General features: G+C 38.0%; 10 protein-coding genes. 5 read left to right on the plus strand and 5 right to left on the minus strand.

Annotated features, from left to right (window positions below; genetic code table 11):
* Positions 1-115 precede the first annotated feature (115 nt).
* The 3 genes from EZ444_RS15170 to EZ444_RS15180 form a co-directional block, all read right to left on the minus strand.
* The gene (locus tag EZ444_RS15170; RefSeq protein ID WP_165503625.1) at positions 116-2,083 is read right to left on the minus strand and encodes a M1 family metallopeptidase; all 1,968 of its coding nucleotides are present in this window, start codon (positions 2,081-2,083) and stop codon (positions 116-118) included.
* A gap of 71 nt (positions 2,084-2,154) precedes the next feature.
* Complete coding sequence (locus tag EZ444_RS15175) at positions 2,155-2,841, minus strand: carboxypeptidase-like regulatory domain-containing protein (RefSeq protein WP_131610002.1); 687 nt, start codon at positions 2,839-2,841, stop codon at positions 2,155-2,157.
* A 124-nt stretch (positions 2,842-2,965) separates the two neighbouring features.
* Positions 2,966-3,313 carry an arsenate reductase gene (locus EZ444_RS15180; protein ID WP_131610003.1) on the minus strand — a complete coding sequence of 116 codons (348 nt, stop codon included), beginning with the start codon at positions 3,311-3,313 and terminating at the stop codon, positions 2,966-2,968.
* Positions 3,314-3,438: 125 nt separating this feature from the next.
* Between EZ444_RS15180 and EZ444_RS15185 the strand changes: the two genes are divergently transcribed.
* The 5 genes from EZ444_RS15185 to EZ444_RS15205 all read left to right on the plus strand — a co-directional run bounded on the left by EZ444_RS15185 (position 3,439) and on the right by EZ444_RS15205 (position 11,672).
* Positions 3,439-4,944 (plus strand): sensor histidine kinase, encoded by a 1,506-nt coding sequence (locus EZ444_RS15185; protein WP_205945277.1) that lies wholly within the window; start codon positions 3,439-3,441, stop codon positions 4,942-4,944.
* Between the two features lie 9 nt (positions 4,945-4,953).
* The gene (locus EZ444_RS15190; protein WP_131610004.1) at positions 4,954-5,637 is read left to right on the plus strand and encodes a LytR/AlgR family response regulator transcription factor; all 684 of its coding nucleotides are present in this window, start codon (positions 4,954-4,956) and stop codon (positions 5,635-5,637) included.
* A 98-nt stretch (positions 5,638-5,735) separates the two neighbouring features.
* On the plus strand, positions 5,736-9,221 hold the full coding sequence (locus EZ444_RS15195) for a response regulator (RefSeq protein WP_131610005.1): 3,486 nt from the start codon (positions 5,736-5,738) through the stop codon (positions 9,219-9,221).
* A gap of 1 nt (position 9,222) precedes the next feature.
* Positions 9,223-10,047 carry a CheR family methyltransferase gene (locus EZ444_RS15200; RefSeq protein WP_131610006.1) on the plus strand — a complete coding sequence of 275 codons (825 nt, stop codon included), beginning with the start codon at positions 9,223-9,225 and terminating at the stop codon, positions 10,045-10,047.
* Positions 10,048-10,079: 32 nt separating this feature from the next.
* Complete coding sequence (locus tag EZ444_RS15205) at positions 10,080-11,672, plus strand: response regulator (protein ID WP_131610007.1); 1,593 nt, start codon at positions 10,080-10,082, stop codon at positions 11,670-11,672.
* Here the strand turns inward: EZ444_RS15205 and pth are convergent.
* Complete coding sequence (gene pth / locus EZ444_RS15210; RefSeq protein WP_131610008.1) at positions 11,662-12,222, minus strand: aminoacyl-tRNA hydrolase; 561 nt, start codon at positions 12,220-12,222, stop codon at positions 11,662-11,664. The genes EZ444_RS15205 and pth overlap by 11 nt on opposite strands.
* Before the next feature lie 82 nt (positions 12,223-12,304).
* Positions 12,305-12,883 carry a 50S ribosomal protein L25/general stress protein Ctc gene (locus EZ444_RS15215; RefSeq protein ID WP_131610009.1) on the minus strand — a complete coding sequence of 193 codons (579 nt, stop codon included), beginning with the start codon at positions 12,881-12,883 and terminating at the stop codon, positions 12,305-12,307.
* Positions 12,884-12,895 lie beyond the last annotated feature (12 nt).

Raw genomic sequence — 12,895 nt, forward strand, 5'->3', positions numbered from 1 at the left:
TTAAGGAAAATATGCCTTCTGTGAAAAGGCCTAGGCGCTCTTTGCTCCCCTTCAGGAGCCTAAGAGATGCCAGCCTTAGAATAGAATGGCTTATTTTCACTCTTATTTTCTCTTTTTAATTTTTACGCCAAGCATTATTACTCTCGTCAACATCCGGCAAAACACGTTTTGGATCTAAAACAACCGAAACAACCTCATCATTCGTCGGATAATAAACCGTCCAGGTCTTATTTCTCATCCATACATCTACAGAAATTTTAATCAGATCAGTCTTACCATTTTTTGTTTTAACCTCCATAATGATAGGCATTGGCATTTTTTCCAAATTAGCCACAACAATATTATAGCCAGCAATAGCCCCTACCTGTTTAACTTCTTTAACACCAGTAATTGCTTGATCCATTTTCCAGTTCTCTAAAAACCAGCCTCTCCAGAACCAGGAAAGATCTTCACCAGCACCATTCTCCATCGCGCGGAAGAAATCAAAAGGTGTTGGGTGCTTGTATGCCCATTGCGAGATATAGTTTCTAAAAGCATAATCAAAACGATCAGCCCCCAAGATTTGGTCCCTTAAAATATCCATTCCCCAACCCGGTTTATAATATAAGTTTATCCCAATATTCCTTTCTTTCATTGCATCTGGAGTCAACATAATGTATTCCAGTTCCGATGAGCCAAGACTTTTACCAATCGCATGCATATCCGCAGGCAGACTTTTGTATTCTCCTTTATTAAAGGCTTCAGTTGATAAACCATTAATAAAAGTATTAAATCCTTCATCCATCCAGCCGAACTTACGCTCATTACTTCCTACAATCATAGGAAACCAGGTATGGCCAAATTCATGATCAATTACCCCCCATGCACTTGCACCTTTGGCAGTCCAGCCGCAAAACACAATACCTGGATACTCCATTCCTCCCACATTACACGCCACATTTACCGCCATTGGATAAGGATATTCAAACCATTTATCAGAATAATGCTCTATCGAAGCTTTCACATACTCCACTGCTCTGCCGTAGCCATCCTTGCCATTACTTTCAACCGGATGAGCCGAAACCGCGAGCGACTTTTTACCACTAGGCAAGTTAATCCGCGCTGCATCAAGTACAAATGCCTTCGAAGAAGCCCAAGCCACATCACGGGTATTTTTGATCTTAAATCTCCAGGTAAGTTTATCTTTTGCTGGACGGGATTTAACATCTGTCACCTCTAACTCAGACCTGATGGCTATTGTTTTATCACTCAGTTTCGCCGCATTCCAACGTTTTAACTGTTCAGCTGTCAACACTTCCTGCGGATTCAACAACTCACCAGAACCCATTACAATATGACTAGCCGGTGCTGTTACCGAAAAATCCACATCACCATACTCGCAGTAAAACTCACCAGCGCCCCAATAAGGCAAAGTATTCCATCCAAGGATATCATCATAAACGCTCATTCTAGGAAACCACTGTGCAATGGTAAATACCTCACCATTCTTTGTGGCCAAGTGTCCCATCCTATCCGAACCATTCGCCGGAATAATAAACGAGAAATTCATCTTGATAACAATTACATCACCGGTCGCCTCCATCGGCGTTGCTAAGCGAATCTGCATCCGAGTATCCTCGGTTAGGGTAGTAAATTTTACCGGCTTCAATTTTTGCGATACGGTAATCCCATCAATTTTATAGCCACCCACAAGCTTTTCTCCTCTCGAACCATAACGGCTACCCGAAGCAATTAAAGTATTACCACGAGAATCCGTTGAAAATAAATTCTGATCCAATTGCAACCATAAAAAAGGCAGACGGTCAGGACTATTATTTTTATAAGTGATAGTAACCATTCCAGAAACGGTATTTTTTACTTCATCAAGATTTGCAGTGATGCTATAATCTGCACGATTCTGCCAGTACTTAGGACCAGGTGCACCACTTGCCGAACGATATTCATTCCCATTTTGCGTATAAAACAAGGGGCTAAAAGCTGCATGAGGATCGTAATTACTTGTAGGGGGACTGCCTTGCTGTGCCAAACCAGTGAGACACCAGACACATAGCAAAGCACATAATAAAGTGGATTTATGAATCATATTAAATTGTTAGTTACAATTTAATAAAGGTATAAAACGAAATGCTATCCGCCTATATTGTAACGGTATTATTAATCAGCCTTAAGTTTAGGCATTGAGGATATCTTTCTTTCCTCCGGAGATAGTTTTAACCAACTATGATAAGCTTTAACCGTATAGTAAGCGTAATTAAAAGGTCTTTCACTTTTCACCAATTCTTCAGGTGGCCTATACATTGCCATGAAATTCTTCAGATCATCTCCTTTAAGTTTTACGAGGTCGGAGACATAAGCCTCCGTAAAAACAGCATTAATCTCCGTTTGAAACCGATCCCTTTCCTCTAGTAGTCTAATCTTTTCCTGCTGTCTCCTGTACTTTCCATAACCAAGGTTAAAAAGTAGTCCTCCAGCTCTATCATTGTTCCCCTTCCCCTGAAGACCATCGGTAGCGACTCGCGTATAAGGTCTAGCCAAGGGATCGGGAGCTAAAATATAGGGATTCATTTTTGCACTTATAATTTCAACCTCTCTCAATGTCGTTGAATTGCCCGGTAGGAATATAATTTTCGACTCCAGGTTAATTAAAAACAAAGTATCCGTATGGTAACCTACCAGCGAAAACTCAATCAAATCACCAACTTTAGCTGGGATTGTAAACTGTCCTGCAGCCTTAGTTGCCTCAACCCTGCTAGTGCTCAGATTCCTCACCTTAACATTCTGCAATGGAAAAGTCCTATTGTCGAAATCATAGACAGTACCAGAAACGGTACCTTGCGCCATGATTTTAAATGGAACAACTAACATAAGGAACAAGAGCAGATTTTTAAGCATAATCAAATGTAGGGCTGTTTAACTAGGCAAATATATAATTTAACAAACTTTAACAGGAAAAGTTTTATGGTAATTATTTAAAAACAACCTTATATTGATCCTCGTTAAAGCTAATTAAGATAGGCTTCCCATCAACCTCAACTACCGGACGTTTTATGGCACTATTATTTTGAAGCAAAACCTCAATCGCAGTTTTTTGATCTGTTACCATTTGCTGTACATCAGAACTCAATTTTTTCCAGGTCGTTCCCTTTTTATTTAAAACGGCTTCCCATCCAAAAGCATCACACCAGGCGTTCAACTTTTCAGCAGTAATGCCCTTTTTCTTGAAATCATGAAACTCAGGATTAAACCCATTTTCTTCCAGCCAGGTTCTGGCCTTTTTAACAGTATTGCAATTTGGTATTCCGTATACGATCATACCCACAAAATTAAAATTTAATTCATCACATTTTTAAAGGGTTTCGTCACATTTTAAAATTTCAAAACAATAGGGTTTGTATTATTGCATCATAAAGGAAATAAGGTACGCTAAATATAAATCAAATGAACTCAAAGGAAATTGCAAAACTAGAACTATGGATCGTCACCGGCTGCATTACTATTGCATTTTTGTTCTCTCTTGTAGACAGGGCATTAATGCCCATAAGCGCCAGTCTTAATCATGCGACAACGGTAAATGGCATCAGTAAATCCAATATCACAATTATTGGCGAAAACCTTATCCCAATTCTTTTCAACTATCTCATCATTTATATATGCTACCTTTTTCTTGTCTTTCATGTTAGTCCCGAACTAAACAAAAAAGAAGGACGCGCAGCCAGAAGTGTAGCATTTGTATACCTATTTATTACAGCTGCAATATTAATAGACATTATCAATATATATTGGGCAATACTCCTTGCACTTAAGCTATTGTTTATTCTATTTACATGCAATAGGGCAAACAAAGAAAATGGTTTTTACATTGAATCGGGTTTCTTAACCAGTACATGGGTACTTACGGTTTCTACCGTTTTCTTTTTATCACTCCATGATCTGATAAAGGTCTATTTTTTATTGGTAATGCCTATCGCAATAATGATGTACCTATACGCCGTCTATTACCTCATTCCGAAGGTGTGGAATAAGAAATGGAAACTTACAAGCTATTTTTTCAAGATGTTGTTTATCAGCACCACTATAAGTCTTATCCTTGCAGGTATCTTTGGCCTTCTACTTCCTTCCAGAAATATTTATAACAATTCAATCCATATACGATCAACATTTAGCTCAATTTCACTCACACTGCTATATAGCTTAGTTCGCGGAGAAGAATTTATAAAAATGACCGCCTTTGGCACGTTTTTAACTCAAATGCTATTAATCACCCCACTTTCCTGGAGAATCTACAAAGACCGAAATGCCATAAAAGCAGAAGAGATCATTGCACTAAAAACAGAACTTGGCAAGGCCGATGCCAACCTCAACTTCCTAAAATCCCAGATCAATCCACATTTTCTTTTTAATGCCTTAAATACCTTATATGGAACCGCATTGCAGGAAAAAGCAGAACGTACAGGAGAGGGGATTCAAAAACTGGGAGATATGATGCGCTTTATGTTACAGGAAAACATAGAAGATAAAATCATGCTTTCAAAAGATTTAGATTATCTAAACAATTACATTGCCCTTCAAAAGCTAAGGACTTCAACCTCCTCTGATATCATTATAGAAACGCAGATTGAAGAACAAATAAATGATCTTCTTATCTCTCCGATGTTACTCATCCCCTTCGTTGAAAATGCATTTAAACATGGCATCAGTCTCCAATCGCCTTCTCATATTAAAATTACCTTACAAACAAGTGGACATACGCTATATTTTGACGTACATAACAGCATTCATTTAAAACAAGACAATGATCCTGAAAAACTACAAACTGGAATAGGCCTCCAAAATGTAAAACAAAGGCTCGCCCTATTGTATCCAAATCAACACGAACTGATTATCCGGGAAAATGCAAAAGAATTTTTCATTCACCTTACGCTCCAGCTTTCAGGAAATGACTAGCTTTAAAAAATGATTGCTATAGCGATAGATGATGAGCCCATAGCTTTGGATGTAGTACGGTCACACGCATCCAAAGTTCCGTATATAGAACTTATTGCAACCTTTACAAATGCTTTCGATGCCATTATCTTTCTTCAGGAAAATAAAATTGATCTTATTTTCCTGGATATTAAGATGCCCGATATTAATGGCATTGACTTTCTAAACACGCTAAGCACTCCCCCAATGGTGATTTTTACGACTGCTTATTCCGAGCATGCAGTAAAAAGCTTTGAGTTGGATGCCATTGATTATTTGTTAAAACCTTTTTCCCTCCCCCGATTCTTAAAAGCCTGTAATAAAGCACAAGAACTTTACAGCCTGAGAAATAATTCTGAAGACACACAAACACTCCATCTCTTTATAAAAGATGGATACGAACAAATAAAGGTATTAATTAACGACATTCTTTATATTGAAGCCTCCGGAAATTACACACAAATACACCTCAACGATAACAACCTACTTAGCACAAGAGTTCCACTCAACGAGATGTTGCAACTCCTTCCCGCTAAAAAATTCATTCGCATACATCGTGCTTTCATAGTCGCGAAAGAAAAGATAACTAAATTTGATCGAGGTCAGGTCTGGATTGGAAACAAATCGATCTCTATTGGTGCTACATACTTACAAAGTATACAAGAATTAAGTTAATTTTCCGAACAAATTAGGTATCAGCAGACAGCTAATTAAATATTATCACTAATATTGTCCATTATTATACCTATTGATTTTAATCATCAACATATCACATGTTTAAACTAAATTTTAAACAACAAGTATTAACAGGCTTCATCGTCTCCCTATCATTTGTTCTGGTCTCTGCAGTAACCTCTTATTTTAGCATTGATAAATTAAACACCGATACAAAATGGCAGGGGCATACCTACGATGTGATTAGCTTGGTCAAAGATGTAGAATTTCAAATTCTAAACTCAGAAACTGGGCTCAGGGGCTATATCTTGGCCGGAAAACCAGAGTATCTGATTCCCTACAAAGAGAACTCCACCAAGATTTTAAATACGATTCAAGATTTAAAAAATGCCGTTAGTGACAACTCCGCTCAGGAAGTCTACATTGATTCACTTGATTTTTATGCCCATCAGAAAGTAGAAGAAATGAAAGAAGTTCTACACATTTATGAGGCAAAAGGCAAGTATGCCGCAGCAGATCGGGTAATGACTGGCACAGGACAGGCTTTAAAAAATAAGATCCTCAAAATAAGTGACAAAATCATTCAAGCTGAACAAGAATTACTTGTCAAACGGAAAGCAAACATTCATAAAAGTAGCCTTCAAAGCGAAGTTGTGGTTGTACTCAGTTCTGTAATCATATTTTTCCTAATCCTATTCCTCTTATCCTACATCAGACGAACATTTGATCAGCAGAAAGAAACAGAGGCCCAGATCAGAGATTCAAACCTTCAACTGGAAAAAATATCAGCTGAGAACGAGCAAAAAAACTGGTTGCTGTTAGGAACTACCACAATCAACGAAGCTATGCGTGGCGAGCAGGAGTTAGATGAACTGGCTACCAATATCATTACTAAAATCTGCAACTACATCAATGCACCTATTGGTGCTTTCTTCCTCGTTAATAAAACTAAAAACACCATCAAATTTAAAGGAGGATATGCCTGGCAGAATACAAAAAGCATCAGACATGAATATCATTTTGGGGAAGGTTTTATTGGCCAAGCTGCTACCGAAAAACAAAATAAGCTATTGGAGAATGTACCGGCAGACTATATTAAAGTGCATTCCGGACTAGGGGAAGCCCCACCCAACTGTATTTACGTAATGCCTATAGTTTTTGAAGATGAATCCATTGCCGTTATTGAATTAGGATTAAATGAGCAACCTAATGCAACCGTCCAATTGCTGTTAAATACGGTTGCAGAAAGCATAGGCGTTGGTGTAAACAGTGCTAAGGCCCGCGTAAAACTAAGAGCATTATTTGAGCAAACTCAACAGCAGGCAGAAGAACTGGAAAGCCAGCAGGAAGAATTGCGTACCACGAACGAGGAACTGGTTTACAAATCGGAGCAACTGCAAGCATCAGAAGAAGAACTAAGAGTTCAACAGGAAGAGCTACGCCAAACCAATGCAGAACTGGAAGAAAAAGCGCAGCAACTTGAAGAGCGCAACATCACTGTAAACCAGGCTAAAGAAGCCATAAGTTTAAAAGCAGAGGAATTAGAGATTTCCAGTAAATATAAATCAGAGTTCCTGGCCAATATGAGTCACGAATTAAGAACACCTTTAAACAGTATCTTAATTCTAGCCCGTATCTTAAAAGAAAACCGTCCTGAAAATCTTAATGAAGACCAGATAAAGTATGCAGGTGTAATCCATAATGCAGGAACAGATTTATTAACATTAATCAACGACATTCTTGACCTCTCTAAAATCGAATCCGGAAAACTAGATCTGAACATATCGCTATTAAAACCAACGGACATCAAACAAGATGTGGAGGCCTTGTTCATGGAATTGGCCAGAAGTAAAAAAATCAACTTCCAGACTATACTTGACAAAGAATTACCAAAGGCAATCCTTACCGATCAATCAAGAGTGAAACAAGTGATCAAAAACATGCTTTCAAATGCTTTCAAATTCACGCCAGAGCATGGAGAAATTACACTCGAAATCCATAAGGCAAAACCGGATACGGTCTTTTTCTCCAGTCAATTAAAAACGACTACTGAAGATATCATTGCCATTACAGTAAAAGACACTGGAATTGGCATCCCTGCAGACAAGCAAAAGCTCATATTTGAAGCCTTCCAACAAGCAGATGGGTCGACTAGCAGAAAATATGGCGGCACAGGATTGGGCTTATCTATTAGCAAAGAACTAGCGCATATTTTGGGTGGAGAAATTCAAGTTAAAAGTAAACAAGGACAAGGAAGTAAATTCACTTTCTTCATTCCAAAAAACAATGAAGCAAATAATCAACATCATCAGAACACGATAATTGAAATCGAAGAGCCAACCATCACTCCTATCCTTCCCGACCCAAAATTCATCCCAAGTCATCCAAACGAAAAACAAAAATTACTAATAATTGAAGATGATCTGGCATTTGCGGATTTGCTTAATGATTACGCAAAAGAAAAAGGCTTTGCCCCTATTCTTGCCCACAGTGGTGATGTCGCCCTTGAAATGGCCTTCTCCGAACTTCCCGACGCCATAGTATTGGATGTTATGCTACCGGTAATGGATGGCTGGACTATCCTAAAAAAACTCAAAGCTGATCCAAGAACCAAACACATCCCAGTACACATGATGTCGGCAGGAAATGAAAAAGTTGGTAAAGCAAAAAAAGAAGGTGCGATTGGCTTTTTGAAAAAACCAACAGAAAAAGAACAACTCGACGAGGCATTCGAACTACTGAGTGCTGCACATTTAAAATATAACCTAAATACCGTACTTGTTATTGAAGATCAGGAACTGCATAGCACTATCCTAACACAACAATTAACAGGCAAAGGTGTTGAAGTAAAACAAGCTTTTACAGGCAAGGAAGCGCTAGCCCTTTTAGAGGAACATACTTTTGATTGTATTATTCTAGACCTCAAACTTCCGGACATTTCAGGATTCGAATTGCTAGATATCATCAAAGCACGTCCTGAGTGCGCTCATATCCCTGTAATCATCAATACTGCGATGGAATTGGATGAAGAGAAAATGGCCCACATCATGAAGTATACCGAGGCCATGGTCCTAAAATCTAATAAATCTAACGATAGGCTAATAGATGAGGTGAGCTTGTTTATGAACAAACTAAAACAAGATGGTCCTATAACTTCTGTTACCATCAGTAAACATCATAGCGGTAAAGCTTCGTCTACAATGGAAAAGGTTTTAAAAGATAAAACCATTTTAATCACGGATGATGATATGCGTAATATATTCGCGCTATCAAGTGCACTACAGGCCTACGACCTAAAAATTGTCATTGCAAATAACGGACGTGAAGCCATAGAAAAGCTAGACGAATCCAATCAGATCGATCTTGTATTGATGGACATCATGATGCCAGAAATGGACGGCTATGAAGCCATGAAAATCATCAGAAGCAAAAAAGATTTCGCGAAGTTACCTATCATTGCCCTAACCGCTAAAGCAATGAAAAATGATAAGGAAAAGTGTATTGAGGCCGGAGCTAATGATTATATATCAAAACCAGTCGATATGGATAAGCTACTTTCAATGTTAAGAGTTTGGCTAAGCTAAGATGAATAACGACATTGAAACCATAAACTATGGAGAACTCGATAACCTCATTGTCCTGATAAAAAATATTCATGGCTTTGATTTCGGCGATTATTCTGCTGCATCCTTAAAAAGAAGGGTAACCAGAATTATGGAGCTGCAAAAACTAAGCTTGTTCGACTTACGTACCTTATTAACGAATGATCAGGATTATTTTGAATCATTTTTGATTGAAATAACCGTTAATGTAACTGAAATGTTTAGAGATCCATCCTTTTACAAGTCAGTTGCGACTCATGTCATCCCTTATTTAAAATCCTATCAGCGGATTAAAGTATGGAATGCGGGCTGCTCGACAGGAGAAGAGCTCTATTCTTTTGCCATCATGTTCGCTGAAGAGAATTTATATGACCGCTGTTTTTTTTACGGTACAGATATTAATTCCGATGTGTTGGCAGAAGCTAAAAATGGGATTTACAACTTGCAAAAGATGAAACAATACGCGGAAAATTTTCAGAAAACTGAAACAACAAACACATTATCCAACTATTATACTGCGAAATATAACGCGGCATCGATTCATCATTCCTTAAAAAAAAATATTCTGTTCTCAGTACATAACCTCGCTTCGGATGGGGTATTTAATGAGTTCCAGGTAATTTCTTGTCGTAATGTCCTGATTTATTTCAATATCGAACTGCAAAAAAAGGTCATAGAACTATTTTACAATAGTTTGGCTAATTTTGGGTTTTTATGCCTGGGTTCTAAAGAGACATTAAGGAGTAGTGAACTGGGCCGCTTTAAAGTCATAGACAAAAAGAACAACATTTACCAAAAAATAGCATAGCGATTAAAACCGCTCAATTAAGAATAAAAAGCATGGAAAAAATTAACATATTAATTGTTGATGACAGACCCGAAAATATTATTGCCCTTGAAGCACTTCTGCAAAGAAATGATATTAATATAATCAGTACCACCAATCCCAATGAAGCACTTAGGTTATCATGGGAAATGGATATTGCCATTGCATTGATTGATGTTCAAATGCCTGAGATGGATGGATTTGAATTGGTAGAGATTTTAAAAAGTAACCCCAGAACTAAAGAAATACTGGTCATATTTGTGACCGCCATATCCAAAGAAACTAAGCATGCAGTTAAAGGATTAAATACTGGTGCAGTTGATTATTTATATAAACCCTTAGACCCCTATATCACCTCTGCTAAAGTTGATTCATTTATCCAATTTGTTAGAAATCAAAGGGAAGTAAAAGCTAAAAATAAGGAGCTCGAAGCCAATCAGAAAGAACTGATCAAAGCAAAAGACCTGGCCGAACAAGGCAAACGCATTAAAGAGAACTTTTTGGCCAATATGAGCCATGAAATCCGCACACCAATTAATGGAATTATTGGAATTACTCAACTTTTAAAGAGAACACCCCTTAGCGATGAGCAACTCGAAATGGTTAACCTACTCGAGGTTTCTTCAAACTCCTTACTTGGCGTTATTAACGATGTCCTTGATCTGTCGAAAATAGAATCGGGGAAATTTAAAATCAGTAGAGCACCTACGGACATTGTTAAAATATGCGAGGCGGTAATAGACCTGCTGCGCATACCTTCTGTTGAAAAGAAACTCGATCTAACCATAAATCTTGATACTGAATTGCCAAAAATGATTTATGCAGATTCCCTTCGTTTAAATCAGATCTTGATGAACCTCATTGGCAATGCCATTAAATTCACGCATGAAGGCTCCGTAAGCCTAAAGGTGGAGATATTGGACAGAAAAGGGAACAACGTTAAACTCAAATTTTCGATTATAGATTCGGGCATAGGCATAGCGAAAGAGAATATTGATAAGATTTTCGAAACCTTTGAGCAGGCAGATGAACAAACAACCATTAAATTTGGAGGTACTGGTTTAGGACTATCAATTGTTAAAAACCTTGCAAAACTTAAAGGCGGCCTACTCGAGGTGCAAAGTGAAGAGTTTAAAGGAAGTACCTTTTGCTTTACCAACTGGTACGAAATATTTAAAGAAACGACCGTGGATATAAAACCTATAGAAGAAAAACTAATACCACTTAGCAATACCAGAATTCTTGTTGCTGAAGACAACCCCATCAATAAATTCCTGATTACTAAAATTCTGCAAAGCTGGCAGATTGAAATGGATGTAGTAGAAAATGGAAAAGAAGCTTTAGAGAAATTGAGAGAGAACGATTACCACCTTATTCTAATGGACACCTTTATGCCGGTCATGAATGGACTAGAAGCGATCAAACTGATTCGAGAAGGCTATGCAAGCGGGAAAGAAAACATACCCATTATTACCTTTTCTGCAGCAGTGATGGATACGGACAAAGCAACCGCTATAGCTGCCGGTGCCAATGACGTGATTAGTAAACCATTCGAACCAGCAGTATTACACAAAAAAATACAAGAATATACCAAAACTATTGGTTAAAGGCCGTCATAGTTTTAGCTGGGCCGACGGTAACAAAGCTTTTGATCAGCTCGGCACTTCTATCTATCAATGCAGGCAACTCAGGTAATTCATCTTTATCGAAGGGAGACAGCACGTAATCAGCCTGTTGTCCCCTGCCAAAATTGTCACTGATACCAAAGCGTAAGCGTGGATAACCCTGTCCACCACAAAGCCCCTCAATGCTCTTCAAACCATTATGTCCCGCACTACTCCCCTGTAATTTCAGCCGCAGTTTACCCAAAGGTAATGCCAGATCATCAACGATCACCAGTACATTCTCTAGCGGAATTTTCAATTCCTGCATATAATAGTTTACCGCCTTACCACTTAGATTCATATAAGTAGTTGGTTTAATCACATGCAGCCTTCTACCTTTAAAACCAACTTCAGCATAATAAGCCAGGCGAGTGTTCGTAAATGTTCCCTCCTGCTGCTTTACCAGCTCGTCAGCAATCATAAAACCAATATTATGGCGGGTATGCGCATATTCAGGACCAATGTTCCCTAAACCAACAATTAAGTATTTCATCTTACCACAAATATAATAGTAAACACAAAAAAAGCAGCACCGATTAGGTACTGCTTTTTATATTTCAATTGCTTAGCAAAAATTATTTTTTACCAGCTGCTTGCTCTGCTTGTTTTAAAGCTCTCGACATACCAACAGAAACGATAGTATCTTCACCAGTATTAGTGATAGCGTAGTTACCTTTTGCAAGATCACGTACACGGAACAAGTTACCAACTTCCATTTTAGCGATGCTCACTTCAATTGCTTGAGGCATATCTTTAGGGAATGCTTTAACACGAAGTTTACGTAATTTTTGAACCAATTTACCACCCATTTTAACACCTGGAGAAGTACCAGTAATTTTAACAGGGATTTCCATTAAGATCTCTTTGTCATCAAATAACTGAAGAAAATCTACGTGCATCAACACCTCTGTTAATGGATGAAATTGTAATTCTTTAATGATAGCTTTTAATTTAGTACCATTAACTTCAATTTCAACAAAATTTGCTTCTGGAGTGTAAATAGCATCCTTTAAATCAGTGATTAAAACAGCGAAGTGAACTTGCTCTTTACCACCATACAATACTGCAGGAACTTTACCTTCGTAGCGAAGCTCTTTAGCATCGCGTTTCCCTACGTTCTCTCTTGGAGAACCGCTAATTGCGATTGTTTTCATTTTTATTTATTT

It is taken from the genome of Pedobacter hiemivivus (genome assembly GCF_004331685.1).
Taxonomy (GTDB): domain Bacteria; phylum Bacteroidota; class Bacteroidia; order Sphingobacteriales; family Sphingobacteriaceae; genus Pedobacter; species Pedobacter hiemivivus.

Bases quoted from the DNA above. Each gene is read 5' to 3' on its own strand.
- EZ444_RS15185 (WP_205945277.1), top strand. From the start codon at position 3,439: ATGAACTCAAAGGAAATTGCAAAACTAGAACTATGGATCGTCACCGGC.
- EZ444_RS15195 (WP_131610005.1), top strand. From the start codon at position 5,736: ATGTTTAAACTAAATTTTAAACAACAAGTATTAACAGGCTTCATCGTC.
- EZ444_RS15215 (WP_131610009.1), bottom strand. From the start codon at position 12,883: ATGAAAACAATCGCAATTAGCGGTTCTCCAAGAGAGAACGTAGGGAAA.
- EZ444_RS15170 (WP_165503625.1), bottom strand. From the start codon at position 2,083: ATGATTCATAAATCCACTTTATTATGTGCTTTGCTATGTGTCTGGTGT.
- EZ444_RS15180 (WP_131610003.1), bottom strand. From the start codon at position 3,313: ATGATCGTATACGGAATACCAAATTGCAATACTGTTAAAAAGGCCAGA.
- EZ444_RS15200 (WP_131610006.1), top strand. From the start codon at position 9,223: ATGAATAACGACATTGAAACCATAAACTATGGAGAACTCGATAACCTC.
- EZ444_RS15190 (WP_131610004.1), top strand. From the start codon at position 4,954: ATGATTGCTATAGCGATAGATGATGAGCCCATAGCTTTGGATGTAGTA.
- EZ444_RS15175 (WP_131610002.1), bottom strand. From the start codon at position 2,841: ATGGCGCAAGGTACCGTTTCTGGTACTGTCTATGATTTCGACAATAGG.
- pth (WP_131610008.1), bottom strand. From the start codon at position 12,222: ATGAAATACTTAATTGTTGGTTTAGGGAACATTGGTCCTGAATATGCG.
- EZ444_RS15205 (WP_131610007.1), top strand. From the start codon at position 10,080: ATGGAAAAAATTAACATATTAATTGTTGATGACAGACCCGAAAATATT.